The sequence below is a fragment of the Streptomyces sp. NBC_01268 genome (assembly GCF_036240795.1).
Classification (GTDB): Bacteria; Actinomycetota; Actinomycetes; order Streptomycetales; family Streptomycetaceae; genus Streptomyces.
The window spans coordinates 3,000,579-3,027,106 of record NZ_CP108454.1 but is presented as its reverse complement, the minus strand read 5'-3'; the positions used below and the strand labels follow the sequence as shown (position 1 = coordinate 3,027,106).

At 72.1% G+C, this 26,528-nt stretch carries 25 protein-coding genes; 8 read left to right on the top strand and 17 right to left on the bottom strand.

The genetic code is table 11. The features are described from left to right. Positions 1-162: 162 nt before the first annotated feature. Positions 163-1,776 (top strand): beta-N-acetylhexosaminidase, encoded by a 1,614-nt coding sequence (locus tag OG309_RS13345; RefSeq protein WP_329420800.1) that lies wholly within the window; start codon positions 163-165, stop codon positions 1,774-1,776. Between the two features lie 51 nt (positions 1,777-1,827). Here the strand turns inward: OG309_RS13345 and OG309_RS13340 are convergent, their stop codons facing one another. Both OG309_RS13340 and OG309_RS13335 read right to left on the bottom strand, forming a co-directional pair. Continuing rightward, on the bottom strand, positions 1,828-2,037 hold the full coding sequence (locus OG309_RS13340; RefSeq protein ID WP_329420798.1) for a DUF397 domain-containing protein: 210 nt from the start codon (positions 2,035-2,037) through the stop codon (positions 1,828-1,830). Beyond that, positions 2,034-2,873 carry a helix-turn-helix domain-containing protein gene (locus OG309_RS13335; RefSeq protein ID WP_329420797.1) on the bottom strand — a complete coding sequence of 280 codons (840 nt, stop codon included), beginning with the start codon at positions 2,871-2,873 and terminating at the stop codon, positions 2,034-2,036. The genes OG309_RS13340 and OG309_RS13335 overlap by 4 nt, the downstream gene beginning before the upstream one ends. A 100-nt stretch (positions 2,874-2,973) precedes the next feature. On the opposite strand from OG309_RS13335, the gene OG309_RS13330 reads away from it, so the two are divergent. The 4 genes from OG309_RS13330 (at position 2,974) to OG309_RS13315 (ending at position 5,153) form a co-directional block, all read left to right on the top strand. Continuing rightward, positions 2,974-3,408, top strand: a complete 435-nt coding sequence (locus OG309_RS13330; protein WP_329420796.1) for a hypothetical protein — start codon at positions 2,974-2,976, stop codon at positions 3,406-3,408. 183 nt (positions 3,409-3,591) lie between these two features. Further along, positions 3,592-3,825, top strand: a complete 234-nt coding sequence (locus OG309_RS13325; protein WP_329420794.1) for a DUF397 domain-containing protein — start codon at positions 3,592-3,594, stop codon at positions 3,823-3,825. Positions 3,826-3,891: 66 nt separating this feature from the next. Next, positions 3,892-4,776 (top strand): JmjC domain-containing protein, encoded by an 885-nt coding sequence (locus OG309_RS13320; protein WP_329420793.1) that lies wholly within the window; start codon positions 3,892-3,894, stop codon positions 4,774-4,776. Further along, complete coding sequence (locus OG309_RS13315) at positions 4,773-5,153, top strand: hypothetical protein (protein WP_329420791.1); 381 nt, start codon at positions 4,773-4,775, stop codon at positions 5,151-5,153. Before OG309_RS13320 ends, OG309_RS13315 begins: the two co-directional genes overlap by 4 nt. Positions 5,154-5,215: 62 nt before the next feature. On the opposite strand, the gene OG309_RS13310 is transcribed toward OG309_RS13315, so the two are convergent. From OG309_RS13310 to OG309_RS13265, 10 genes are all read right to left on the bottom strand, one after another. After that, positions 5,216-6,997, bottom strand: a complete 1,782-nt coding sequence (locus tag OG309_RS13310; protein ID WP_329420790.1) for an IucA/IucC family protein — start codon at positions 6,995-6,997, stop codon at positions 5,216-5,218. After that, positions 6,994-7,524, bottom strand: a complete 531-nt coding sequence (locus tag OG309_RS13305) for a GNAT family N-acetyltransferase (protein ID WP_329420789.1) — start codon at positions 7,522-7,524, stop codon at positions 6,994-6,996. Before OG309_RS13305 ends, OG309_RS13310 begins: the two co-directional genes overlap by 4 nt. Further along, positions 7,521-8,795 (bottom strand): lysine N(6)-hydroxylase/L-ornithine N(5)-oxygenase family protein, encoded by a 1,275-nt coding sequence (locus OG309_RS13300; protein WP_329420788.1) that lies wholly within the window; start codon positions 8,793-8,795, stop codon positions 7,521-7,523. The genes OG309_RS13305 and OG309_RS13300 overlap by 4 nt, the downstream gene beginning before the upstream one ends. Then, complete coding sequence (locus OG309_RS13295; RefSeq protein ID WP_329420786.1) at positions 8,782-10,242, bottom strand: pyridoxal phosphate-dependent decarboxylase family protein; 1,461 nt, start codon at positions 10,240-10,242, stop codon at positions 8,782-8,784. The genes OG309_RS13300 and OG309_RS13295 overlap by 14 nt, the downstream gene beginning before the upstream one ends. A gap of 142 nt (positions 10,243-10,384) precedes the next feature. Further along, on the bottom strand, positions 10,385-11,284 hold the full coding sequence (locus OG309_RS13290) for a siderophore-interacting protein (RefSeq protein ID WP_329420784.1): 900 nt from the start codon (positions 11,282-11,284) through the stop codon (positions 10,385-10,387). 3 nt (positions 11,285-11,287) lie between these two features. Then, on the bottom strand, positions 11,288-12,340 hold the full coding sequence (locus tag OG309_RS13285; protein ID WP_329420782.1) for an ABC transporter substrate-binding protein: 1,053 nt from the start codon (positions 12,338-12,340) through the stop codon (positions 11,288-11,290). A gap of 162 nt (positions 12,341-12,502) precedes the next feature. Next, positions 12,503-13,663, bottom strand: a complete 1,161-nt coding sequence (locus tag OG309_RS13280; RefSeq protein WP_329420781.1) for an acyl-CoA dehydrogenase family protein — start codon at positions 13,661-13,663, stop codon at positions 12,503-12,505. Positions 13,664-13,665: 2 nt separating this feature from the next. After that, positions 13,666-14,601: a hydroxymethylglutaryl-CoA lyase gene (locus tag OG309_RS13275; protein ID WP_329420779.1), complete on the bottom strand. Its 936-nt coding sequence runs from the start codon at positions 14,599-14,601 to the stop codon at positions 13,666-13,668. Beyond that, positions 14,598-16,535, bottom strand: a complete 1,938-nt coding sequence (locus OG309_RS13270; protein WP_329428296.1) for an ATP-binding protein — start codon at positions 16,533-16,535, stop codon at positions 14,598-14,600. Before OG309_RS13270 ends, OG309_RS13275 begins: the two co-directional genes overlap by 4 nt. 26 nt (positions 16,536-16,561) lie before the next feature. Continuing rightward, positions 16,562-18,169, bottom strand: coding sequence for a carboxyl transferase domain-containing protein (locus tag OG309_RS13265; RefSeq protein ID WP_329420777.1), 1,608 nt, complete (start codon positions 18,167-18,169; stop codon positions 16,562-16,564). A gap of 123 nt (positions 18,170-18,292) precedes the next feature. Here OG309_RS13265 and OG309_RS13260 point away from each other — a divergent pair, with 123 nt between their 5' ends. Both OG309_RS13260 and OG309_RS13255 read left to right on the top strand, forming a co-directional pair. Next, a complete protein-coding gene (locus OG309_RS13260) occupies positions 18,293-18,901 on the top strand; it encodes an SACE_7040 family transcriptional regulator (protein ID WP_329420775.1) in 609 nt (202 codons plus the stop codon). Positions 18,902-18,938: 37 nt separating this feature from the next. Then, a complete protein-coding gene (locus tag OG309_RS13255; RefSeq protein ID WP_329420774.1) occupies positions 18,939-19,721 on the top strand; it encodes a phosphatase in 783 nt (260 codons plus the stop codon). Between the two features lie 105 nt (positions 19,722-19,826). On the opposite strand, the gene OG309_RS13250 is transcribed toward OG309_RS13255, so the two are convergent. The 4 genes from OG309_RS13250 to OG309_RS13235 all read right to left on the bottom strand — a co-directional run bounded on the left by OG309_RS13250 (position 19,827) and on the right by OG309_RS13235 (position 24,114). Next, positions 19,827-20,780, bottom strand: coding sequence for a cation diffusion facilitator family transporter (locus tag OG309_RS13250; protein WP_329420773.1), 954 nt, complete (start codon positions 20,778-20,780; stop codon positions 19,827-19,829). Positions 20,781-20,799: 19 nt separating this feature from the next. Continuing rightward, on the bottom strand, positions 20,800-21,672 hold the full coding sequence (locus OG309_RS13245; RefSeq protein ID WP_329420771.1) for an acyl-CoA thioesterase: 873 nt from the start codon (positions 21,670-21,672) through the stop codon (positions 20,800-20,802). Further along, the gene (locus OG309_RS13240) at positions 21,673-22,830 is read right to left on the bottom strand and encodes an acyl-CoA dehydrogenase family protein (RefSeq protein WP_329420770.1); all 1,158 of its coding nucleotides are present in this window, start codon (positions 22,828-22,830) and stop codon (positions 21,673-21,675) included. Between the two features lie 78 nt (positions 22,831-22,908). Next, positions 22,909-24,114, bottom strand: coding sequence for a helix-turn-helix domain-containing protein (locus tag OG309_RS13235; protein WP_329420769.1), 1,206 nt, complete (start codon positions 24,112-24,114; stop codon positions 22,909-22,911). A gap of 166 nt (positions 24,115-24,280) precedes the next feature. Between OG309_RS13235 and OG309_RS13230 the strand changes: the two genes are divergently transcribed. After that, complete coding sequence (locus OG309_RS13230) at positions 24,281-24,883, top strand: hypothetical protein (protein WP_329420768.1); 603 nt, start codon at positions 24,281-24,283, stop codon at positions 24,881-24,883. Between the two features lie 9 nt (positions 24,884-24,892). On the opposite strand, the gene OG309_RS13225 is transcribed toward OG309_RS13230, so the two are convergent. Further along, positions 24,893-26,485 carry a helix-turn-helix domain-containing protein gene (locus OG309_RS13225; protein ID WP_329428294.1) on the bottom strand — a complete coding sequence of 531 codons (1,593 nt, stop codon included), beginning with the start codon at positions 26,483-26,485 and terminating at the stop codon, positions 24,893-24,895. Positions 26,486-26,528: the final 43 nt, after the last annotated feature.

Sequence of the window (26,528 nt, the reverse complement as noted above, 5' to 3'; positions counted from 1 at the left end):
GAGGGGCATTGCAAGAATCCTGCCCGATATCGGGCAACGGGCGACATGATCACGCCCCCAGATGGGCTAATTGGTCTACACCTTGACCGCTCCTGAGGCTCCGGGGTACGCATGGTGACTGTTCGGATACGCACCGCTCGCCGCACGCCCGTCGAAAGGGACATGCCCGTGAGACAGCGCAGAACGGTTCCGCGACTCCTCGGTCCACTCCTCCTCCTCGCCGCCGGCCTCTCGGCCCTCGGCACGACCGGCGCGTCCGGCGCCTCGCGTCCGGCCGCCTTACGGCCCCTCGGCGCGATCGTGCCCGCGCCCGCCTCCGTGACCCCCGGCGGAGCCCCGTACACCCTCGGCCGCACCACCGCCGTCCGCGTCGACGCGGAGGACCCGGAGTCCCGCGACATCGGCCGCTACCTCGCCGGACTGCTCCGCCCCTCCACCGGCTACCCGCTGCCCGTCGTCGACGACGACGCGGCGCGCGGCGGCATCCTGCTCCGGCTCTCCCCGCGCGCCACCGCGCTCGGCGAGGAGGGGTACGAGCTGCGCTCGGGGCGCACCGGCGTCACCCTCACCGCGTACCGGCCCGCCGGGCTCTTCCGCGGCGTCCAGACCCTGCGCCAGCAGCTGCCCGCCGCCGTCGAGAAGCGCACCGTCCAGGCCGGGCCCTGGCAGATCGCCGGCGGCACCGTCACCGACACCCCGCGCTACGCCTACCGGGGCGCCATGCTCGACGTCTCCCGCCACTTCTTCACCGTCGACCAGGTCAAGCGCTACATCGACCAGCTCGCCCTCTACAAGGTCAACAAGCTGCATCTGCACCTCAGCGACGACCAGGGCTGGCGCATCGCCGTCGACTCCTGGCCCCGGCTCGCCACCTACGGCGGCTCCACCCAGGTCGGCGGCGGACCCGGCGGCTTCTACACCAAGGACGACTACCGCGAGATCGTCCGCTACGCCGCCTCCCGCTACCAGGAGGTCGTCCCCGAGATCGACCTCCCCGGCCACACCAACGCGGCCCTCGCCTCCTACGCCGAGCTCAACTGCGACGGCGTCGCCCCGCCCCTCTACACCGGCACCGGCGTCGGCTTCAGCTCCCTGTGCGTGCCGAAGGAGATCACGTACGACTTCGTCGACGACGTGCTCCGCGAACTGGCCGCCCTCACCCCCGGCCGCTACCTCCACATCGGCGGCGACGAGGCGCACTCCACCAGCCACGCCGACTACCAGGCCTTCATGGACCGGGTGCAGCCGCTCGTCGCGAAGTACGGCAAGACCGTCATCGGCTGGCACCAGCTGACCGGCGCCCGGCCCGCCGAGGGCGCGCTCGCCCAGTACTGGGGCCTGGACCGCAGCTCGGCGGCCGAGAAGGAACAGGTCGCGGCGGCCGGACGGAACGGGACCGGGATCATCCTGTCGCCCGCCGACCGCGCCTACCTCGACATGAAGTACACGAAGGAGACGAAGCTGGGCCTCGCGTGGGCCGGATACGTCGAGGTGCAGCGCGCGTACGACTGGAACCCGGCCACCCTCCTGCCGGGCCTGCCCGCGACGGCCGTCGCGGGCGTCGAGGCGCCGCTGTGGACCGAGACGGTCTCCGAGAGCGCCCACATCGACCAGATGGCCTTCCCGCGCCTGCCGGGCATCGCGGAACTGGGCTGGTCGCCGTCCGCGACCCACGACTGGGAGGACTACCGGCTCCGCCTCGCCCAGCAGGGGCCGCGGCTGACCGCGCTGGGCATCGACTACTACCGGTCGCCGCAGGTGCCGTGGGCGGCTTAGCCGCCTGATGTCATGTGGGGTGCGAGCCCGCACCCCACATGACCGCGGCGGTCAGAAGGCGCCGAAGCCGCTGTCCTTGACTCCCGCCACGAAGGCGGAGAAGGCGGTGGCGGCAAGGTTGAGGGCGGGGCCGGTGGGGCGCTTGGAGTCACGGACGGGGACGGTGCCGTGGGAGGCGGTGAGGTTGGTGGCGACCTCGACGCACGCACCGCCGTTGTCGCTGTAGGAGGACTTGTGCCAGCGGGGGGATTCGGTCGTCACGTGGTGCCCTTTCGTGCTTCTTGGATGACGGCCACTGACTCCGCCCGGGAGAGCGATTCGGCCTGAAGCTGATGGTAGGCCGTCAACATGGGCACCACAGAAGTGATTTCGCGGTCGAGATGCCCCTGGGCCTGCGACTCTGCATAGCAAGCCATTGACCGGTCCGCGAGGGTGAGTAGGTAGACCGGCAGATTGAGTGTGCGGCGCTCTCCTATCGCGAACGGGGCGATCTGGAGCAGAGTGTTGGGGCGGTCCGCGAACTCGATGAGCCGCTCCAGTTGGGCGCCCATTACCTTGGAGCCGCCGATGGGTCGCCGGATGCAGCTCTCGTCCATCACCAGGAAGACCATGGGTCGCTGATCCCGCTCCAGGGCGGCTTGGCGGGCCGCCACGACCGCCACGCGCTCATCCGCCTGCTCGGGCGTGATGGCCCCTCGCTTCACCGCACTGTTCGCCAGCACCCGTGCGTACTCCGGGGTCTGCAACAGTCCCGGGACGATCCCGATCTCGAACAGTCGGATCTCCACCGCGCGGCCCTCGTAGCCGACGTACTCCGGGAAGCCCTCCAACAGGACACCGTGCCGCATGTCCCGCCATTCGCGTTCGAGGGATTCGCTGGTCCCGACGATGCCGAAGACCTGGTCGGCCTTGCGTGAGAACGGGAGGGTCGGCGCTTTGCGGCAAGTTTCGACGGCGGAGATGTGCTGGCTGGAGCAGCCCATGGGTTTGGCCAGGTCTTCCTGGGTCCAGCCCCGCTCCTCCCGCAGTCTGCGCACATGCGCCCCGTAGGCCGCTCGCGGGCTGGCGTCAGGCCGTAATTCCTTGCGATTGACCACAACTCATCCTTCGGATCCGGCTAGTTGAAGGCAAGTCGACTGTAGGTCACCCTGGGCACCCCTGGTAGTGGATTCGCTACAGAGAGGAGCGGTCGAGCCCGTGCAGAGCATCCTCCCGGACCCCGACCTACCCCCACCCGCCGTCGGCGCCTACGTAGCTGACACCAACAACGGAACCCGGCTCGGCAAAGTGGTCCGTACCCAAGCCGGGCGCGTCTACGTGAGCCCGCCCGGCGGCGGCGCCGAGTGGGCCGCCGCGCCCGAGGACCTGCGCGCGCCCACCGAGGAGGAGTGGTTGCGCATCCGCGTCCTCACCACCCCCGTGGCCCACACGCTCGTCCTCTCCGCCGACCACGAGCTCCGCCCCCGCCCCGTGCCCGTCCCGGACTGCACACCGTGCGCGTATCTCGTGGAGTGGTTCGACCGGTACATGGGCACGGGGCCGCAGCACGACGAATCGGCCGCAGTGGACTGCGTCGTGGAGATCCGGAACCACCCGCACGACCCGCCGAAGATGCGGATCACGCGGCCGTGACGGTCGCGTCGGAAGCACTGGCGATCCACGAACACTTCTGCGCGCCCCCGCGCAGGCGATGCCTCACGGCTCCGCTCCCTCGTTACGGGGGAGCGGTCATGTCCCGCCCTCGGTGATGTCCGGCAAGACCGTCCGAGGGCGGGACCCAGTCCCCATCGAAGACAGAGACAGGAGACCACGGTAGTGAGTGATCTGTACGAGCGGGAAGTGTCCGGCGAGTTCGCCGCGCTCTGCGGGGGCGGCACGGACAACGACGGGAACATGGAGAGCTGCATCACGCTGGCCGAGCTGCACGGCGGCGGGTACGCACTGGGTGACAACAAGCCCGAGGGCGCGGGCCGCGAACTGCGGATGAGCGCGGACGAGATCACCGCGTTCGCGCGGAGCTGGATCGCCAAGATCGACGCCGCCCACTGATCCATGACGGGACCCACGCCACCGGCGTCGGGTCCCGTTCGGCTCTCCACACCGAAGGAGTCAGCAATGCCGCTGGCCGATCTCGTGGACGACGTCCCGGAGATCCTCAAGAACTGGCCCACCGAGCCGCTGCTGTTCCACCGCGACCCCGGCGCCCTCGCCCGCCTGTGGTCCCTCGACGAAGTCGGCGCGCTGGTCGACGCCGAGTGCCTCCCCGCCCGCAACGTCGTCCTGCTGAACGACGGGAAGGTCCTGGAGCGGTACACGTACATCGACGGTGAGATGCCCCGCCCCGGCGCTATCCGCGCCCATCTCGACAGCGGGGGCACCGTCTCCGTACGGCAGCTCCAGACGGTCAAGCCGTCGCTGAGCGTCCTGCGGCGCGAGATCCAGAGCGAGACCGGATGCCCGGTGCACGTGAACGCGTACCTGACTCCGCCGGGCGCGCAGGGGCTCAAGTACCACTACGACCCGTACGTCACGCTGATCGTGCAGCTCTCGGGGCGGAAGGCATGGCCTCTGCACCCGCCCTTCGTCGAGAACCCGATGACGGAGCACGGGAACTTCCTGGAGAGGGGATTCACACAGGAGGAGCGGCATCACCTCGCCCATACCGCTCCGGTCCAGACGTTCACCCTGGAACCCGGTGACGTGTTCTGGCTGCCGCGCGGCTACGTCCACTCGCCGTACGCCATGGACGGCGAGCCCTCGCTGCACCTGACGTTCGCGCTCAAGGAGCGCACGTTCCACTGGCTCGCGTCCGAGATGACGCGCGAGATCCTGTCCCAGGCGCTCGTGGACCCCGCGTTGCGGGCCGAGGTGCCTCCGGGGGAGCTCCTGGGAGACCCGGGCGACGCGATCCGGTGGACCCGGGAGTACCTGATCGGAGCGCTCCTGCTGCTGGAACCCGGCGACGTGGCCGATCTCGCCAGGAAGGCCACCCGCGCGTGACGCGGCACTGGCACGCCTACGCGTACACCGGCCGGTCCTTTCCCGACTCGGCGATCAGGCGGGGGGAGGTGCCGTCCGACTACCCACCGATCGAGATCAAGGACTGGCTGCGCAGGCCGGCCGTCCAGGTCGTGGCCACGTACGCCGACGCGGAGGCGGCCGTCGCCTGGATCGAGGGGGAGCTGACGCAGAACCCTCCGGTGGATCAACAGCACTTCCCGGTCTGGGACCGGCTGCAGTACGTCCGGGAGACGCTCCGGCTGACAGCGGGAGACGACGTGGTGCAGGGGTACTACTCGAAGGCACAGCAGTACGTGTCGCGGGCGCTCATCGCCTGCCCGCGCGGGGAGGGGGACGTCTGTCCCTATGGGGCATAGGCGCGGGCCCCGGCGGAGGACCGTACTCCGCCGGGGCCCGCACCGGACCGTGGGGCGGCCCGTCAGGCGAACCGCGCGATCGGGTTCACCAGGTCGCCGACCAGCTGGAGCGCGGCCGACGGGTCGGCCAGGTCCACCATCTGGCGGTTGTTGCGCAGCTGCAGGCGGTTGAGCGCGGACAGCGCGAAGGTCTCCGCGAACAGGTCGTACTGGTCGAAGCGGTCCGCGAGGGCCGGGTTGGCCTCCTGGTAGCGCTTCACGCAGTCGGCGACCGCGCGCCAGAAGACGTCCTCGTCCGCGACCCCCTCGCCGGCCAGGGTGGCGCCGAGGAAGCGGAAGAAGCAGTCGAAGACGTCCGTGAAGACCGAGAGGAGTTTCATGTCCTCCGGGACGTCGGCGCGGACGCGCTCCACCGCCGGCGGCAGGACCGCGTCCGGGTCCATGACGCAGATCTCCTCGGCGATGTCCTTGAAGATCGCCCGGGAGACCGCGCCCCGCTCGTCGAGGACGAGGATCACGTTCTCGCCGTGCGGCATGTAGACCAGGTCGTACGCGTAGAAGCAGTGCAGGACCGGCAGGAGGTAGGCGTCGAGGTAGCCGCGCAGCCAGTCGGCCGGGGACAGCCCCGACTCCTTGATCAGGGCGCCCGCGAAGGACGCGCCCGCGTGGTCGACGTGGAGCAGGGAGGCCATCGTCGCCGGCTTCTCGCCCTCGGCGAGGGTCGGCACCGGGGACTCGCGCCACAGCGCGGCGAGCATCTTGCGGTAGGGCGAGTAGCGGTCGGTGGCGGCCTCGTACTCCAGGTGCCGGTAGCCGACCGCCGCGCGCTCGCGGATGATCGAGAAGCGGGCCGCCTTCAGGACGGAGTCGGACGCGACGAGGCCGGCCAGCCAGTCGTTGATGGCCGGGGTGGCCTCCATGTAGGCGGCCGAAAGGCCCCGCATGAAGCCCATGTTGAGGACCGACAGGGCGGTCTTCACGTAGTGCTTGGCCGGGTCGGAGCTGTTGAAGAAGGTGCGAATGGACTGCTGCGCCAGGTAGGCGTCGTCGCCCTCGCCCAGGTACACCAGGCGCTGCTGGGCGACCTCGGCGGCGAAGGTGACGGACAGCTTGTTCCACCACTGCCAGGGGTGCACCGGCACGAGGAGGTAGTCGGCGAAGTCCAGGCCGCGGGCCGCGAGGGTGGCGGCGAAGGCGTCGACGGCCCGGTCGCCGAGCTCGGCCCGGATGAACGAGTCGTAGTCGATCCCGGCGCCCGCGGTGAAGGTGGTGCGGTCGCGGTGGGCGGCCAGCCACACGAGGTGGATCGGGGCGGCCGCCTCGGGGGCGTAGGCGCGGTACTCGTCGACGCCGAAGCCGAGCCGCCCGTTGTTGGCGACGAAGCACGGGTGGCCCTCGGTCATCCCGGTCTCGATCGCTTGGAAGTCCGAGCGGGCCAGCTCGGCGGCGGTCACCCGCGGCTTGGTCGACTTGAACGCCGTGCCGGCCAGGGTGGAGGAGATCTCCTCCAGGTAGACCGGCAGGATCTCGTCGCTCAGCCCGAGGGAGCCGCGCAACCCGGTGATGAACCGGAGGGCGTCGAGGGGGAGCTGCTCGCTGCCCTGGTGGCAGCTGATCGAGTCCGGGTAGACCTGCCAGTGGTCGAGGGCGAAGCGGTCGGCGGTGAAGCGGTACTCGGTGCGCTCGTCGTCGCTCAGCACCCGGTAGCGGCCCTCGCCCAGCTCCTGCGGGTCGAGCAGCCGCTCGTGGGTGAACTCGGCGAGGCCCTTGCGGATCAGGGCCCGGTTGGCGTCGGCCCACCGCTCGGGGGTGAGGTGGGCGACGGGGTCGGTGAAGGTGCTCATACGGCGGCTCCCGTGGCGGCCTCGAACTGGGCGCGGGTGCAGAAGCTCAGCAGGGCCGTCTTCTCGGGCTTCTGTATCTCCCGCTCCGGAACGAATCCGACGGCGGCGTTGAGCGCGTGCACGGCCGTGTTGCGCACGTCCGGCTCGACGACCACGCGGGCGGTCGCCGGGTCGGCGAACAGCTCGTGCATGACGGCGGTGATCACCAGGCGGGTGAAGCCGTGCACGGGGGTGTCGGTGGGGGCGACGAGGAAGTGCATGCCGACGTCGCCGGGCTGCGGCTCGTAGAGCCCGACCAGCTCGGCCTTCGCCGGGTCGTAGCGCTCCATGAGGAAGGCGGGCTCGCCGTCCACGAGGCCGATGAAGGCGTCGTGGTGCGCGTGGGCGGCGATCGCCATGTACTCGCGCTCGACGTCCTGGAGCTTCGCGTCCTGCATCATCCAGAACGCGGCCTTGGGATCGGTGACCCAGGGGTGGATCAGCTCCGCGTCCTTGAGGGGGTCGAGGGGGCGTATCTCAACGGTCATACCGCGAACTCCTGGAAAGCGATGGTCTTCTCGACGGGGTAGTACTCGGCACCCAGCATCTCGCCGATGATGAACGCGTTGCGGTACGCGCCCATGCCCAGGTCGGGCGAGGTGACGGAGTGGGCGTGCACGGCGGCGTTCTGCAGGAAGACGCCGTGGCCCGTCGTGTCGATCGAGTAGTTGCGGGCCACGTCGAAGCGGCCCTGGGAGTCCCAGCGGAGACGGTCGCGGACCGGCTCCAGGAAGGCGGGGACGGCGTACTTGTAGCCGGTCGCGAGGATCAGGCCCTCGGTCTCGACGGTGAAGTCCTTCTCCTGCTCCTCCTGGCGGAAGCCGAGCGTGTAGCTCCCGGCGGTCTCGTCGTACGCGGCGGTGCGCAGCGCGGAGTTGGTGAGCAGGCGGGTGGGGACCGGCCCGGCCAGGTTCTTCTGGTAGAGCAGGTCGAAGATCGCGTCGACCAGCTCGCCGTCGATGCCCTTGAACAGGCCCTTCTGCGCGGTCTCCAGGCGGGAGCGGGTCGCCTCCGGGAGCGCGTGGAAGTAGTCCACGTACTCGGGGGAGGTCATCTCCAGGGTGAGCTTGGTGTACTCCAGCGGGAAGAAGCGCGGGGAGCGGGTCACCCAGTTCAGGCGGTAGCCGTGGACGTCGATCTCCGAGAGGAGGTCGTAGTAGATCTCGGCGGCGCTCTGGCCGCTGCCGACCAGGGTGATCGACTTCTTCTTCTGCAGCGCTTCCTTGTTCGGGAGGTAGCGCGAGTTGTGGATGACGTCGCCGCCCAGGTCCGCGCAGGACTCGGGGACGTATGCCGGGGTGCCGGTGCCGAGCACGATCCGGCGCGAGCGGAACGTTTCTCCGGCCTCGGTGGCGACCACGTACTCCTCGGCGGCCTCGTCGTACGAGACGGCGGAGACGGTGGTCGAGAAGCGCACGGAGGACAGCTTCGCGGCGGCCCAGCGGCAGTAGTCGTTGTATTCCGTCCGCAGCGGATAGAAGTTCTCGCGGATGTAGAAGGAGTAGAGCCGGCCCTTCTCCTTCAGGTAGTTCAGGAAGGAGTACGGGGAGGTCGGGTCGGCCATCGTGACCAGGTCCGACATGAACGGCGTCTGGAGGTGCGCGCCCTCCAGGAACATGCCCGAGTGCCATGCGAAGTCGGGCTTGGACTCCAGGAAGACGCCGTTCAGTTCGGCGATCGGCTCGGTCAGGCAGGCGAGTCCCAGGTTGAACGGACCGAGCCCGATGCCGATGAAGTCGTGGGTCTCAGGCGTGGACAAGGTTCTCTCCCAGGTACTGCTCGGCGTGGCCGGCTATCAGATCGAGGACGGCGGCGATGTCGGCCACGGTCGTCTCGGGGTTGAGCAGGGTGAACTTCAGGTACTGGCGGCCGTCGACCTTGGTGCCCGCGACCACGGCCTCGCCGGAGGCGAACAGCGCCTTGCGGGCGTAGAGGTTGGCGCGGTCGATCTCGGCGGGCGAGGTGACGGCCTCGGGGATGTAGCGGTAGACGAGGGTGGACAGCTGCGGCTGCACGACCACGTCGTAGCGCGGGTCGGCGGCGAGCAGTGCGAAGCCGGCCCGGGCCAGGTCGCAGACCTCGTCGAAGAGCTCGCCGACGCCGTCGGCGCCCATGACGCGCAGGGTCATCCACAGCTTGAGGGCGTCGAAGCGGCGGGTGGTCTGGAGGGACTTGTCGACCTGGTTGGGGATCAGCTCCGTGACCGCGCGCCGGGGGTTGAGGTAGTCGGCGTGGTAGGTCGCGTGCCGCAGGGTGGCGCCGTCGCGGACCAGCAGGGCCGAGGAACTGACCGGCTGGAAGAAGGACTTGTGGAAGTCGACGGTGACCGAGTCGGCCAGCTCGATGCCGTCCAGGAGGTCCCGGCGGGTGCGCGAGGCGAGCAGTCCGCAGCCGTAGGCGGCGTCGACGTGCATCCAGGCGCCGTACTCGTCGGCCAGGGCGGCGACCTCGGGCAGCGGGTCGATGGAGCCGAAGTCGGTGGTGCCGGCGGTGGCGACGATCGCCATCGGGATCAGGCCCTCGGCGCGGCAGGCCTCCAGCTCGGCGGCGAGGACGACCGACTGCATGCGCTTGGTGCGGTCGACCGGGATGGAGATGACGGCGTCGGCGCCGAGGCCGAGGAGGGTGGCCGACTTCTGGACGCTGAAGTGGCTGCACTCGGAGGAGAAGATGCGCAGTTTCGCCAGGTCGGCGGGGCCGGACGAGCCGCCCGGCGCCTTCGCCTCCTCGCGGGCGAGCAGCAGCGCCTGGAGGTTGGACTGGGTGCCGCCGCTGGTGAACACGCCGTCGGCGGAGGGGCCGAGGCCGATCCGGCCGGTCGTCCAGTCGATCAGCCGGCGCTCGATCAGGGTGCCGCCGGCGCTCTGGTCCCAGGTGTCGAGGGAGGAGTTGACGGCCGAGAGGACGGCCTCGCCGAGGACGGCGGGGATGACCACCGGGCAGTTGAGGTGCCCCAGGTAGCGCGGGTGGTGGAAGTAGACCGCGTCGCGCAGGTAGACGTCCTCCAGCTCGTCGAGGGCGGCGGAGGCGTCACCGAGCGGCCGGTCGAGGTCCACGGCGTCGACGACGGGGGCGAGCTCGGCGGGCGTGACCCCGGTGAACGGGCCGCGCGTCGTGGCGAGTTTCCTCGCCACCCGCTCCACTCCTTCGGTGACGGAGCGTCGGTACGACTCCGCCGTCGTGTCGTTGAGCAGGTGGGAACGCATGTGGGGCCCTTCCGGGTGTGGGGGACGCGGTCGGTCAAGGCTTAGTAAGGTTAGCCTAACCTAATCTGCGAACACAACAACGGCCCCCCGACCCGGAAGGGTTGAGGGGCCGTCGGCCCTGTGGGGGGTCTGCGGGTCCGCGCTACGCCACCGCCCGCGCGTCCTGGGAGGCGTCCTGAGCCGCGTCCTGGGTCTCGTCCTGCGCCGTCTCGTCCGGCACCTCGCGCAGGGCGTCCTCCGAGAGGCCCTTGCGCCAGTAGCCGACGAAGGTGACCCGGCGCCTGTCGAGACCGCGCTCGCGCACGAAGTGGCGGCGCAGCGCCTTCACCGCGCCGGACTCGCCCGCGACCCAGACGTACGGCGCCTCGCCCGGGAGATCGGCGCCCGCGATCGCCTCGACGGCGGACGGTGCGCCCTCCTCCCGTACCAGCCAGGTGATGGTCGCGTCGGCCTGGGTGGCCAGCTCCATCCGGTCGCCGGAGTAGGGGACTTCGAGGTAGACGTGGGCGCGGGTCTCGGCCGGCAGCCACTCCAGGATCGCGGAGGCGGCGGGCAGTGCCGTCTCGTCGCCCCAGATCAGCACGGAGTCGGCGTCCTCGGGGAGCCGGAAGCGCACTCCGGTGTTCTCCGCGACCGCCGGGCCGAGCACGACCACCCGGTCGCCGGGCCGGGCGTGCTGGGCCCAGCGGCAGGCGGGGCCGCCGTCCTCGTGCACCGCGAAGTCGATGTCCACCTCGGGCACGGGGGAGTGCCGCTGCTCGCGGACGGTGTACGAGCGCATGACGGCCCGCTCGTCGTCCGGCATGGCCCGCCAGGCGCCCAGGATCGCGTACATGTCCGGCTCGTCCAGCGGCGGCAGGGCGGGGGCGGCCTGTCCCGGGTGCGGCAGGAAGAGGGAGAGCGACTGGTCGCGGCCCCCGGCGGCGAAGCCCTTCAGGTCCTCACCGGTGAAGGTGACGCGGACCAGGGTCGGACCGAGCCGCCGCGTCCGGTCGACCTGGAGGCTGAAGAACTGGAACGGGGCGGTCTCGGCGTTCGTCATGGGTCAGGACACCTTCTTGGCGTTCTCGAGGGCCTTGGCCAGGTCCTCCAGGAGCGGGGCGCACTTGGCGTACGAGTAGATCGGCTCGGTCACGCGGGGGATGACCTGGCCGGCCTTGACGGCGGGCAGCGCGGCCCAGGTGGGCTTGGCCTTCAGGGCCTCGGGCTGCAGGGCCGAGGTGCGGTTGTCGAGCATGATGACGTCGGCCTTGTACTTGTCGACGTTCTCCCAGCTCAGGCCCTCGAACCAGCCGCCCTGGTCCAGCTTGGTGGGCGTCACGATGTTGACGCCGAGCTCCTTGAAGAAGAGCGTGTCGGTCGGGCGGACCGGGGTGGAGACGTAGAAGAGGTCCGGGGAGCCGGAGCCGATGAGGACCTTGATGTCCTTCTTGCCCTGGGCGGCCTTGCGGACGCGCTCGGCGGCGGCCTCGAAGCGGGCCTTGTCGGCCTTGATCTGCGCGGTGTTCACGTCGGCGCCGAGCGAGGCGGCGAGGTCGGCGTGGCGCTGCAGCACGGCCGGCATGGACTTGTCGGCGGCCCACAGGGCGACGCTCGGCGCGATCTTGGCGATCTTGTCCTTCTGCTCCGCCGGCACGTACCAGAGGTCGTTCTTCTCCCACATGTCCGTGATGAGGAGCTCGGGCTGCAGCTTGAGGTACTCCTCGATCTTGAACTCGCCCCAGACGTTGCCGATGACCTTGACCTTGTTGATGTCCAGGTCGCCGGCCTGGACGTCGGCCGTCACGGCGCCGGTCTTCGGGTCCTTGACCGTGGTCGGGCCGAAGACGCCCTTGACCTCGACGCCGAAGTCCTTGAGGGCGGCGGCGGTTCCGGTGAAGGCCACGATGTTCTTCGGGGTGGTCTTCGCCTCGACGGCGGTGCCGCGGTCGTCGGTGAACTTCCAGGGGCCGGCCTTCTCGGCGGCCTTGGCGGGCGCGTCGCCGGCCTTGCCGTCGCCACCGCCACAGGCGGTGAGCGTGGCGACGAGCCCGAGGGCGCCGCCGGCGGCGAGGAGGCCGCGGCGGGTGAGGAGGGTGGCTCGGGCGGTGCTGGGCATGGCGAAGTCGCTTTCGGTACGAGCCGGGGTCGGCCTGGGCTAGTCGAAGGTAGGTTAGCCTAACCTCATCAGGATCAACAGGGGTGGGGTCGGGGCAGTGCCCGGGCACGAAGAAGCCCGCCGCCCCCAAGGGGCGACGGGCTTGCGGGGAACTCCTCCGGGTCAGGAGGACAGGCCCAACTCCCGTGCGATCAGCATGCGCTGGACCTCGCTGGTGCCCTCGCCGATCTCCAGGATCTTCGAGTCGCGCCACATCCGCGCCACCGGGTACTCGTTCATGAAGCCGTAGCCGCCGTGGATCTGGGTCGCCTCGCGCGCGTTGTCCACCGCGACCGTCGAGGAGTACAGCTTCGCCAGCGCCGCCTCCTTCTTGAACGGCTCGCCCAGGACCAGCCGGGACGCCGCGTCGCGCCAGCCGACCCGGGCCATGTGCGCCCGCATCTCCATGTCGGCGATCTTGAACTGGATGGCCTGGTTGTCACCGATCGGGCGGCCGAAGGCGTGACGTTCCTTCGCGTACTTCACCGACTCGTCCACACAGCCCTGCGCCAGACCCGTCGCCAGCGCCGAGATCGCGACCCGGCCCTCGTCCAGGATGCGCAGGAACTGCGCGTAGCCGCGGCCCTCCTCGCCCAGCAGGTTCGCCGCCGGGACGCGCACGTCCTGGAAGGACAGCTCACGGGTGTCCGAGGCGTTCCAGCCGACCTTCGAGTACGGCGCCGCGACCGTGAAGCCGGGCGTGCCCGCGGGCACGATGATCGAGGAGATCAGCGGGCGGCCGTCCGGCTTCCGGCCGGTCACCGCGGTGACCGTGACCAGACCCGTGATGTCCGTACCGGAGTTGGTGATGAAGCACTTCGAGCCGTTGATGACCCAGTCGTCGCCGTCCCGGACGGCCGTCGTGCGCGTGCCGCCCGCGTCCGAGCCGGCGCCCGGCTCGGTCAGGCCGAACGCGCCGAGCATCTCGCCGGAGCACAGCTTCGGCAGCCACTCCCGCTTCTGCTCCTCCGTGCCGAAACGGAAGACCGGCATGGCGCCCAGCGAGACGCCCGCCTCCAGGGTGATCGCCACCGAGGAGTCCACCCGGGCGAGCTCCTCCAGGGCGATGCCGAGCGCCAGGTAGTCGCCGCCCATCCCGCCGTACTCCTCGGGGAAGGGCAGGCCGAACAGGCCCATGCGGCCCATCTCGCGGACGATCTCGTAGGGGAACTCGTGACGCTCGTAGAGGTCGCCGATCTTCGGGGCGACGACGTCGTGGGCGAACTCCTCGACAGTGCGGCGGAGTTGCTCGTGCTCTTCGGAGAGCCGGTGGTCGAGGGACATGCTCAGGACTCCTTGTGGGAGAGCGCGCGGACGGTACGGGACGGGCTCGGCCGGCCCAGTTGTTCGGCCATCCACCCGCTGGTGGCGGTGAGGGCGGCCAGGTCGACCCCGGTCTCGATGCCGAGGCCGTCGAGCATCCACACGAGGTCCTCGGTGGCCAGGTTGCCGGTCGCGCTCTTCGCGTACGGGCAGCCGCCGAGGCCGCCCGCGGAGGCGTCGACCGTGGTCACGCCGTGCCGGAGCGCGGCGAGCGTGTTGGACAGGGCCTGCCCGTAGGTGTCGTGGAAGTGCACGGCGATGCGGGAGGTGGGCACCCCGGCCTCGTTCAGCGCCGTCAGCAGCGCCTGGACGTGCCCCGGGGTGGCCACGCCGATCGTGTCGCCGAGGCTCAGCTCGTCGCAGCCCATCTCGGCGAGCGCCTTGGTGACCCGGACGACCTGCTCGATCGGCACGGCGCCCTCCCACGGGTCGCCGAAGCACATCGACAGATAGCCGCGGATCGTCAGGCCCTGCTCTATCGCCCGGGTCACCACCGGCTCGAACATGGCGAGGGCCTCGTCCACGGTCCGGTTGAGGTTGGCCTTGGCGAAGGACTCGGTGGCCGAGGCGAACACGGCGACGTGCCGGGCGCCCAGCGCGAGTGCCCGGTCCAGGCCGCGCTCGTTCGGCACCAGCACCGGCAGCCGCGCCGGCAGGTCGGCGACGAGGGGGAACAGCTCCTCTGCATCGGCCAGTTGGGGAACCCACTTGGGGTGCACGAAACTGGTCGCCTCGACGGTCGACAGACCCGCCGCCGCCAGACGCCGCACGAACTCGGCCTTCACGTCGGTCGGGACGACCGTCTTCTCGTTCTGCAGCCCGTCGCGGGGCCCCACCTCGTGGATCCTGACCCGGGCCGGGAGCGCCGGATCGGCCACGGTCATCGGCAGACCGCTCATGCCTCCTCCTTCTCCTCGCGCGGGGCGACGACGGCCAGGACCTGGTCCATGGCGACGGTCGTGCCGGGGGTGACGTCCAGCTCGGTGACGGTGCCGGCGTGCGGGGCGGAGATGACGTGCTCCATCTTCATCGCCTCGACGACCAGCAGGCTCTGCCCGGCCTCCACCTCGTCCCCGACCGCCACCTTCACGACCGTCACGGTGCCGGGCATCGGCGCGGCCAGCGTGTCGGCCCCGCCGTGCCGGGCGCCGGAGAGCGCCGCGGCCACGGGGTCGTGGTCCATGACGTGCCAGGAGTCGCCGTCGCGGCCCAACCAGGCGCCGGCCCGGTGGAAGTGGTGGGTCACCCCGTCCACCGCGACGGTGACCGAACGCTCCGCCACCGTGGCGTCCGCGGGCGCGCCGACCACGACGGGTTCGAGTCCCGCCACGCGCAACGGGAACTCCGCCGGAGCGGGGGTGCCGCCCAGGCGCCAGCCGCTCGGCACCGAGAAGGGGTCCGTCCAGCCGTCCCGGGGCGCCGGGGACAAGCCCGCGAGGCGCACCGCGGCCGCCGCCGCGTACACCTCCTCGGGGACGCCCTCCGGGACCAGCGACTCCGCGTCCCGCTCCACCAGGCCCGTGTCCAGGTCGCCCGCCACCACGTCCGGGTGCGCGAGGAGACGGCGCAGGAAGCCCGCGTTGGTCGGGACGCCGAGGGTCACCGTCCGGGCGAGGGCCGCGCGCAGTCGGCGCAGGGCCGTCGCGCGGTCCGGCGCGTGCACGATGACCTTCGACAGCATCGGGTCGTAGAGGGACGAGACCTCGGCGCCCTCGCTCAGCCCCGAGTCCGTGCGCGCCCCTCCGCCCTGCGGCTCGTGCAGCGCGAGGACCGTGCCGCCCGAGGGCAGGAAGCCGCGCGCCGGGTCCTCGGCGCAGATGCGCGCCTCGATCGCCCAGCCGTCCAGGCGCACGTCCTCCTGGGCGAAGCCCAGCGGCTCGCCCGCCGCGACCCGCAGCTGCCACTCCACCAGGTCCAGGCCGGTGATCAGCTCGGTCACCGGGTGCTCGACCTGGAGGCGGGTGTTCATCTCCATGAAGCAGTACGCGGACGGGTCGCCGCCCGGCACGATGAACTCGACCGTGCCCGCGCCCACGTACCCGCAGGAGCGCGCCGCCTCGACCGCCGCCGCGCCCATCGACGCCCGCAGCTCCGGGGTCAGCAGGACGCTGGGCGCCTCCTCGATGATCTTCTGGTGCCGCCGCTGGAGCGAGCACTCGCGCTCGCCGAGGTGGACGACGTTGCCGTGCGCGTCGGCGAGGACCTGGATCTCGATGTGCCGCGGCCGGTCGATCCACCGCTCCACGAGCAGGGTGTCGTCGCCGAACGAGGACCGCGCCTCGCGCCGCGCCGCCGCGATCTCCTCCTCCAGGACCGTCAGGTCCCGCACCAGGCGCATGCCCTTGCCGCCGCCGCCCGCGCTCGGCTTCAGCAGCACGGGCGCGCCCAGCTCGCGGGCGGCCTCGACGATGTCGGGGTCGGCCGCGCCCGGCACGACGGGGACGCCCGCCGCCTTCACGGTCTCCTTCGCCCGGATCTTGTCGCCCATCAGGGAGATCGCCGAGGCGGACGGGCCGATGAAGACCAGGCCCGCGTCCGCGCACGCCTGCGCGAACCCGGCGTTCTCCGCGAGGAAGCCGTAGCCGGGGTGGACGGCCTGCGCGCCGGTGCGCCGGGCGGCGTCGAGCAGCGCCGGCACGGACAGGTACGACTCGGCGGCCGGCGGCGGACCGATCCGTACCGCCGTGTCCGCCTCCCGTACGTGCCGGGCGTCGGCGTCCGCGTCGCTGTACACGGCCACCGAGCGGACGCCCATCTCCCGCAGGGTGCGGATGACACGGACGGCGATCTCGCCCCGGTTGGCCACGAGGACGGTGTCGAACATGTGCTGCATCTCGCTCTGCATCTCCTGGGGAACCCTCACATCCGGAAGACGCCGAACTGGGGGTCTCCCAGGGGCGCGTTGGCACAGGCGGTCAGGGCGAGGCCGAGGACCTGCCGGGTCTCCATGGGGTCGATGACCCCGTCGTCCCAGAGCCGGGCCGTCGCGTAGTAGGCGCTGCCCTGCGTCTCGTACTGGGAGCGGATCGGGTCCTTGAAGGCCTCTTCCTCCTCGGCGCTCCACGCGTCGCCGAGCTGGTCGCGCTTGACCGTGGCGAGGACGGACGCGGCCTGCTCGCCGCCCATCACGGAGATCTTGGCGTTGGGCCACATCCACAGGAAGCGGGGGGAGTACGCCCGGCCGCACATCGAGTAGTTGCCCGCGCCGAAGGAGCCGCCGACGACCACCGTCAGCTTCGGGACCCGGGTGGTCGCCACCGCCGTCACCATCTTCGCGCCGTGCTTGGCGATGCCGCCGTGCTCGTACGCCTTGCCGACCATGAAGCCGGTGATGTTCTGCAGGAAGACCAACGGGATCCCGCGCTGGTCGCACAGCTCGATGAAGTGCGCGCCCTTCTGGGCGGACTCGGCGAACAGGATGCCGTTGTTGGCGACGATGCCGACCGGGTGGCCGTGGATCCGGGCGAAGCCGGTGATCAGCGTCTGCCCGTACTCCGCCTTGAACTCCTGGAAGCGGGAGGCGTCCACCACCCGGGCGATCACCTCGCGCACGTCGTACGGCGTCCGCGAGTCGACCGGCACCGCGCCGTACAGCCCCGCGGGGTCCACCTTCGGCTCCTCGGCCGGCTCCACCGACCAGGGCAGCGGGCCGCGCTCGGGGAGAGTGGCGACGATGTTCCGGACGATCCGCAGCGCGTGCGCGTCGTCCTCCGCGAGGTGGTCGGTGACGCCCGAGATCCGCGAGTGGACCTCGCCGCCGCCGAGCTCCTCCGCCGTGACGACCTCGCCGGTCGCGGCCTTCACCAGCGGCGGGCCGCCGAGGAAGATCGTCCCCTGGTTCCGGACGATCACGGCCTCGTCGCTCATCGCCGGGACGTACGCCCCGCCCGCCGTGCAGGAGCCGAGGACCGCCGCGATCTGCGGGATGCCGGCGCCGGACATCCGGGCCTGGTTGTAGAAGATGCGGCCGAAGTGCTCGCGGTCCGGGAAGACCTCGTCCTGCATCGGCAGGAAGGCGCCGCCCGAGTCGACCAGGTAGAGGCAGGGGAGACGGTTCTCCAGCGCCACCTCCTGCGCCCGCAGGTGCTTCTTCACCGTCATCGGGTAGTACGTGCCGCCCTTGACGGTCGCGTCGTTGGCGACGATCACGCACTCGCGGCCGCTCACCCGGCCGATGCCCGCGATGACGCCGGCCGCGGGGGCCTGGTCGCCGTACATCCCGTTCGCCGCGAGCGGAGCCAGCTCCAGGAACGGCGAGCCCGGGTCGAGCAGCGTGTCCACGCGGTCCCGCGGCAGCAGCTTGCCGCGCGCGACGTGCCGGGCGCGGGACTTCTCCCCGCCGCCGAGCGCGGCGGCGGCCAGCTTGGCGCGGAGGGTCGTGGCCAGCTCGTGGTGGGCCGCCTCGTTGGCCTGCCAGGCCGGCGAGGCGGGGTCCGCCGCGCTCGTCAGCACAGGTGCCTGCTGCATCCGTCGAGCTCCCTTGCTCGGTTCACTCGGTTCACTCGGTCCACGCCGTCCGCTCGGTTAGTGAGCGTTAACGTATGGGCTTCAGGTTAACGACCGCTAACGGGGTTGTCTAGAATCGAATCCATGACCACGACGCCGACTCCGACCGGACGGACCGACGCCCCGACGCGACGCCAGCAGATCCTCAAGGAGGCCGCCCGCCTCTTCGCCGAGCGCGGCTTCCACGGGGTGGGGGTGGACGAGATAGGAGCCGCCGTCGGCATCAGCGGGCCCGGGCTCTACCGCCACTTCCCCGGCAAGGACGCGATGCTCGCCGAGCTGCTCGTCGGCATCAGCGAGCGGCTCCTCGACGGCGGGCGGCTGCGGGTCGCCGAGGCCGACGGCGACCCGCGCGCCCTGCTCGGCTCCCTCATCGACGGGCACATCGACTTCGCCCTCGACGACCGGCCGCTGATCACCCTCCACGACCGCGAGCTCGACCGCCTCAAGGACGAGGACCGCAAGCGGGTCCGGCAGCTCCAGCGGCAGTACGTCGAACTGTGGGTCGCCGTCGTCCGCGACCTGTACCCGGCCGCGGCCGAACCGGAGGCCCGCGCCTCCGTCCACGCCGTCTTCGGCCTCCTCAACTCGACCCCGCACCTGGGGGCGCCGCTGGGGCGGACCGGCATGGAGAACCTGCTGCGCAGCCTGGCCCACGGGGCCTTCGGGGCGCTGGGCTCGCCCGGGGTCTGACCCCCGGGGCCCGGAACCACCGGGCAGAATGGCCCCCATGCCGATACTCAGCCGCCCCGCCCTCGTCGAGCACCTCGTCCGGACCCGTATCGCGGGGGACGTCGCCACACCGCGCGACAACAACCTCGCGCACTACCGCCGGCTGGCCAACGGCGACCGGCACTACTGGTTCGGCCTGGAGTTCGGCGACCGGTGGACCGACGAGCAGGACGTGCTCGCGGTCATGGCCGAGCGGTGCGGGGTCGTCGACGACCCGGCGCACCGGGCCGGGCAGGACACCATCGACCCCGAGCTGACCGTCGGCGCCCTGGACCGCATGGCCGCCCGGCTCGCCAAGGCCGCCGCGGGCAGGGAGCGGGTGCTGTTCGCGACCGGGCACCCCGGCGCGCTGATCGACGCGCACAGCCGGGTCGCCGCCGCGCTGCGGGCCCGGGGCTGCGACATCGTGCGGATCCCCGGCGGGCTGACCGCCGACGAGGGGTACGTCGTGCAGTTCGCCGACGTCGCCGTCTTCGAGCGGGGCGCCAGCCTGTGGCACACGCACTCCCCGGAGCCCATGAACGCGATCCTCGACGGCCTGGCGGCGCTCGGCGAGGCCGCGCCGGACCTGGTGGTCGCCGACCACGGGTGGGCGGGGCGCGCGGCGCAGCGGGGCGTGGACGCGGTGGGGTACGCGGACTGCAACGACCCGGCGCTGTTCCTCGCGGAGGCGGAGGGGACGATGCAGGTCACCGTGCCGCTGGACGATCACGTGGTGGATCCCCGGTTCTACGAGCCGTTGACGGCGTATCTGCTGGACGCGGCGGGGCTGGGCGTCTGACCGGTGGTGGGTCGGGGGCCGGGGCCTTCGCGGGGGTAGGGGTCTCCGGACTGCGAGCTCCACTTCGCTTCGCTCGTTCCGGGCGCCGCCACGTCCGGACACCCCCTACCCCCGCTCCGGCCCCCTTGCGCCGTCGGTCCGGTCCCGGCCCGGTGTCGGGTCCAGGTAGACGCGGCGGACGGCCGGGAAGCGGGTGCGGAGGCGGGCTTCCGCGGTTTCGCAGGCGCGTTCCACCTCGGCTGCCGTGGAGATGTCCCTGAAGTCGACCTTCGCCGCGATCATCACCTCGTCCGGGCCCTGGATCAGCGTCGTCAGGTCCAGGACGCCGACCACGTGGTCCAGGGCGAGGAGTTCCTCGCGGACCTCCTGCCGCATGGTGCGGGGGAGCGGGCGGCCGATGAGGAGCTCCGCGTTGGAGCGGCCCAGGACCCAGGCCACGTACACGAGCAGCAGGCCGATGAGGATCGAGGCGACGCCGTCCCAGACGGACGAGCCGGTGATCTGGACGCCCAGCAGGCCGCCGGCCGCGAGCATCAGGCCGGCCAGGGCCGCCGAGTCCTCCATCACCACGGCCTTCACGGTGGTGTCGGGGGTGAGGCGCAGGTAGCGGCTGAAGGGGGTCTTCGTGCGGTCCGCCTCGGACCGGACCTGCCGGACGGCCGTGCGGAGGCTGAAGCCCTCCAGGAGGAAGGCGACGCCCAGGACGATGTACGAGATCAGGGGGTCGCCCAGTTCCTCGCCCGCCACGAGGGTGTGGATGCCGTCGTAGAGGGAGAAGACCGCGCCGCCCACGAACGTGGCCACCGCGGCGAGCATCGCCCAGACGTAGCGCTCGTTCGCGTAGCCCAGGGGGTGGTCCTCGTCGGCCGGCTTCTCGCTGCGCTTGAGGGCCGTGAGCAGCATGAACTCGGTGACCGTGTCGGCGAGCGAGTGGGCCGCCTCCGAGAGCATCGCGCTGGATCCGCTGACGACGCCGGCGACGGCCTTGGCGGCGGCGATGCCCAGGTTGGCCATCGCCGCCACGATCACTGTGAAGGTGCTCTCGCCGTTCTCCGCCATGATCGGACGGTATGTCCGGTCATCGGCGCGGGACGCGAACGACACCCTCCTGGATGACCGAGATCGCCAGCCGTCCGTCCTGGGTGAAGATCCGCGCCTGGCCGAGGCCGCGTCCGCCCGAGGCGGTCGGCGACTCCTGGTCGTACAGGAGCCATTCGTCGGCCCGGAAGGGGCGGTGGAACCACATGGCGTGGTCCAGGGACGCCCCGACGACGTCGCCCACCGCCCAGCCGCCCCGGCCGTGGGCCAGGAGGATCGAGTCGAGGAGCGTCATGTCCGAGACGTAGGTCGCCAGGGCGATGTGGAGCAGGGGGTCGTCCGCGAGTTTGCCGTTGGTGCGGAACCAGACCTGGGAGCGGGGGTCGCGCGGCTGTCCGACGCTGCCCCACGGGGGGACCTCGGCGTAGCGGAGGTCCACGGCCGCGCGGGCCTCGATGAGGCGGTCCGCGACCTCGCGGGGGAGGTGCCGGGGGAGCATCTCGGCCGGGGTCGGCAGGAACTCCGGGTCCGGGGCGGCCGGCATCTCCGCCTGGTGGTCCAGGCCCTCCTCGTACGTCTGGAACGAGGCGGAGAGGTGGAAGATCGGCTGCCCGTGCTGGACGGCCACCACCCGGCGGGTGGTGAAGGAGCGCCCGTCGCGGATGCGGTCGACCGTGTAGACGATCGGCGCGCCCGGGTCCCCGGCGCGCAGGAAGTACGCGTGGAGCGAGTGGGCGAGGCGGTCGCCGGGGACGGTTCGCCCGGCCGCCACCAGCGCCTGGGCGGCCACCTGGCCGCCGAAGACGCGGGGGACGATGGAGGGGCGGGACTCGCCCCGGAAGATGTCCTGCTCGATCCGCTCCAGGTCGAGCAGATCGAGCAGGTCATCCAGTGCCGTGTGCGCTTCGGGCACTTACAGGCCCATCGACTTGGCGATGATCGACTTCATGATCTCGCTGGTGCCGCCGTAGATGCGGTTGACGCGGTTGTCGGCGTACAGGCGGGCGATCGGGTACTCGTTCATGTAGCCGTAGCCGCCGTGCAGCTGGAGGCAGCGGTCGATGACGCGGTGCGCGACCTCGGTGCAGAACAGCTTGGCGCTGGCGGCCTCGGCGGGGGACAGCTCGCCCGCGTCCAGGGCCTCCAGGGCGCGGTCGGCGACGGCCTCGGCCGCGTCGACCTCGGCCTGGCAGGCGGCCAGCTCGAACTTGGTGTTCTGGAAGGAGGCGACCGTCTTGCCGAAGACCGTGCGGTCCGTGACGTACTGCTGCGCGAAGCGGATCGCGGCCTTGGCCTGGGCGTAGGCGCCGAAGGCGATGCCCCAGCGCTCGGAGGCCAGGTTGTGGCCGAGGTAGGAGAAGCCCTTGCCCTCCTCGCCGAGCAGGTCCTCGGCGGGGACCTTCACGTCCACGAAGGCCAGCTCGGCGGTGTCGGAGGTGCGCAGGCCCAGCTTGTCCAGCTTGCGGCCGATGGAGTAGCCCTCGGACTTGGTGTCGACGGCGAAGAGGGAGATGCCGAAGCGGCGGTCCTCGGCCGACGGGGCGGAGGTGCGGGCACAGACGATCACGCGGTCGGCGTGGACGCCGCCGGTGATGAAGGTCTTGGCGCCGTTGAGGACGTAGTGGGTGCCGTCCTCGGACAGCTTGGCGGTGGTCTTCATGCCCGCGACGTCGGAGCCGGTGCCCGGCTCGGTCATGGCGAGCGCCCACATCTCCTCGCCGGTGACGAACTTCGGCAGGTAGCGCTTCTTCTGCTCGTCGGTGGAGAGCATCTTGATGTAGGGGAGCGCGAGCAGCACGTGCACGCCGGAGCCGCCGAACTGGACGCCGGCGCGGGCGGTCTCCTCGTAGAGGACGGCCTCGAACTTGTGGGTGTCCAGGCCGGCGCCGCCGAACTCCTCGGGCACGTTGATGCCGAAGATGCCGAGCTCGCCCAGCTTGTCGTAGAAGTCGCGGGGCGCCTGGCCGGCCGCGAACCACTCGTCGTAGACCGGGACGACCTCGGCCTCGATGAAGGCGCGGATGGTCTCCCGGAACGCCTCGTGGTCCTCGTTGAATACGGTACGGCGCACGGTGCGTCTCCTCCGGGGTGCGGGCGGCCGGCTGTCTAAGCGCTTGCTCAGTCTGTCACCTTCGAAGTTACCCATCGGTCACCCGGCCTGTCCAGACTCTGGGTCTGTGATCCAGGCCCGCCCCGCGGAGTCGTACCCGTACACCGGACGTCCCTTCGTCCCGCTCGTACGGAAGGGGCGCCCGTACTCGTCGCCGACCCGGACCGTTCCCGTGCGCCCCTCCGCGCTCCACTCCAGCTCCAGGTACCAGCGGCAGTCGCAGCCCGCCGTCCGCGCCGAGACCAGCAACTCCTCCGGGTCGGCCGCGGTGACCGCGTACGGGAACGAGAGCGCCGGGATCGTCCGGCCCTCCGCCCCGGACGCGTCGTACCCGGCCACCGGCCGGGCCACCGGACGCGGCCGGTCCAGCTCCACCGCGAGCAGGCGCGGGGTGACCGCCCCGCCGCAGCCCTCGTCCATCCGGTAGCCGGACCACGGCAGCGGTGTCCCCCGCTCCACCACCCGCACGTGCAGCCCTTGGAGCACGACGGCCTTGGCGCCCTTCCCCTGCACCGACAGGCGCACCAGCGTCTGCCCGCCGTGCACCGCCCCCTGCGCCGCCGCCCACCGCCGCGCGTCCGCGGCCACCGGAGGAGCGGGCACCCGGTCGGGTCCCCGTGCCACGAGGTACGTGTGCCCGCAGCCGTTCTCCCAGATGTGCGAGGCGCTGGTCACGGTCAGCGGCGGGGGTGACGCCGGGGGTGAAGGGGGCGCTGCGGGGGGTGTGGTCGGTGCGGTCTGCTCCGGGTTCCCGCGGGGGAGCAGTACGGCTCCGAGCGTCAGCGCGGCGACGGCCGCCAGGGTGGCGGCGGCCAGGACCGGGCGCCGGCTGCGGTTGCGGGGGCGGCCCGGCGCCGAAGGAGTGACGTCACGAGCCGGAGCCGAGGCGGCTTCCGGCCCCGGCTCCGGCTCGGGCGAGGCCGCTTCCGGCTCCGCCGGGGCGGCTTCGGGCTCCGGCTCCGCCGGGGCGGCTTCGGGCTCCGGCTCCGCCGGGCGGCGGGTGCTCAGCGCGGTCGTCCAGGCCTCCTCCAGGGCGCGCCGCTCCTCCTCGTCCGCCCCGGCCAGCACGGCCAGCCGGTCGAGCACGCCGAACTCCTCCGGGACGGTCGCGCCCGAGCAGTAGCGGTGCAGGGTCGAGGCGCTCACGTTCAGACGCCGGCCCAGCGCCTCGTAACTGCGCCCGTCCCGCGTCTTCAGCGCGCGCACGCGGCGTGCGAACTCCTCGACTGCGGCGTCCTTCGGCATCCGTGTCCCCCTCGGCCTCGCCATCCCATGCCCTCACGTTTTCCCACGTCACAGGGGGTGGAATGGTTCCGGGACGGGTGGGAGGCGCGCTGCCGTTGCCGCCGGCCCCCGCTGCCCCGACGCTGGTGGGAGCACTGATCGACCGACCCACGGGGGATCCACCGTCATGACCACGTTCCGTACCGCGCTCGCCGTCACCGCCGCCGCCCTCGGGCTCGCGGCGCTCGCCGTCGCCCCGGCGCAGGCCGCCGCGCAGCCCGCGTTCCTCTCCGCCGCCCAGATGCCGCCGTCGTCGACGCCGTGGACCGCCACCCAGGTCTTCACCGGCGTCCCGGAGAACGGTGGCGCCCTGTGCGCCCCGTACAAGATCCCGGCGCAGAACACCCGCTACCGCGAGTTCAGCACCGAGCTCGACACCAACGGCGTCCAGATCACCACCGTCGCCCGCACCGAGGCCGACGCCGTGAAGCTGGTCGACACCCTCCGCAAGGCCCTCGCCGGCTGCGGCCCCCTGCTGGAGCGGCAGAACCCGGGCCTGCACGCCGTCAGCGCCTCCCACGGCAAGCTGGCCGTCGAGGAGGGCGCCTGGGTCTACAGCCTCGACACCGCCGACCCGCAGATCGGCAGCACCGACATCCACCTCTTCGCCGTCGGACGCGACGGGCGCACCGTCACCTACGTCCGGTGGGGGCAGATGGGCGACCTGAAGGACGCCCCGCTGGCCGGCTTCCGGACGACCGCGAAGACCGCCGTCGCCAAGCTCTGGTGACCCCGGGGCTCACCTGAGCGCGAACCACAGCTCCATCCGTACGTCCGGATCGTCCAGGTCCCTGCCGAGGAGCGCCGCGCAGCGGGCGATCCGCTGGCGGACCGTGTTGCGGTGGATCTCCGTCGCCGCGGCCGTCCGGTCCCAGCTGCCGTGCAGCGACAGCCAGGTGCGCAGGGTCTCGACGAGGGGCGGGGTGAGCGGGGCGAGGAGTTCGCGCGCGTACGCGGCGGCCTCGTCCTGGTCGACCAGTCCGGACAGCCCGGACGCCCGGTGCCGCACCAGCGGCGTCCTGGTGGCCTCCGCCCGGCGCAGGGCGCGGGCCGCCTGGGCGTCGGCGGCGGCGAGCGCGTCGGGCTCGGCGGGGGCGCTGGCGCCCAGGGTCCAGCCGGGCTGGGTGGTGAGGGGAGCGGAGGTGGGGAGGACCAGGCGGACGGGGGTCGCGTGGTCCGGAGAGTTCCGGGGGCTCCGCGGGGGCGGGGGTGTCCGGACCGCGGCCTCCGCTGCGCCTCGCTCGGCACGGGCGCCGCCGCGTCCGGACGCCCCCGCCCCCGCGGAGCCCCCGGACCCCGCCCCGCCGTCGTCGGCGGGCCCGCCCGGGTCCACCAGTGCCGTGCCCAGCTCCGCCGCCAGGGAGGCCGCCGCGAACGGGGTGCCGTCGCCGCCCCGGGCGTGGACCACCGTCCAGGGTCCCGGGCCGAGTGCCCCGGCCGCCGCCGCCGGGGTGGCCCCGAGCAGCAGCCGGACCAGGGCGGTGTCGCGGGCCGTGACGTCGGCCGCCCGGTGCGGGGCCGTGAGGAGGGAGAGCAGGACGACCGCGACGCCCGCGATCGTGTGGTCGCCCGGTTCGCGGGCCTCCGTCGCCACGCCCAGCGTCGGCCCGTCCCCGCCGCCCAGCGCGTACGCGGCGAGGCGAAGCCCGCCCCCGTCGCCGCTGGCCGTCGCCGGACCGCCCGGGCGGGGGCCCACCACGCCGGCCAGCTCCGCGAGCGCCCGGGCCGCCTCGGCCGGGACCGCCCGGCCGGCCGCCGCCGACTCCGTGCCGTCCTGGGCGAAGAGGACCGCCCGTCCGCCGAGCCGCGCGGCGAGGGCGCCGAGCACCGCCGGGACCGGGGCCGGCCGGGCGGCGGCCGCGGCCAGCGACTGCTGGGCCTCGCTCACCCGGCGCAGCTCGTTCGTGCGGACCTCGGCCATCAGGCGCCACAGGGCCCGCGCCACCGCGGTGAACGGGGTCGCGGGCGGCACCTCCAGCAGTGGCAGGCCGTGCCGCTCGCAGGCCTCGACGAGCGCCGCCGGCACCGTGTCGTACACCGGTGTCACCCCGAAGCCGAGCGCCGCCGCCCCCGCCGCCACGACCCGCGCCACGTAGCGCGCGGGGTCCGTCAGCTGCACGCCCGCCGTCATGAGCAGCTCGCCGCCCAGCAGGTAGGGGTACGGGTCGGCCATCTCGGAGGTGTGCACCCAGTGCAGCGAGACGTCCCGGGGGCCCGCGAGCAGCCGCAGGCCGAGTTCGGTGCGGGCGAGCAGCGCGGCCAGCGGGACGGCCGGCGCGGGTGGGGTGGAGGCGGGCTCCGGAGCGGGCATGGGGGTGGACCCTTCGTACATCCGCCGTGCGAACAATGGAGGAAACGTACACTTCAGCGTCGCA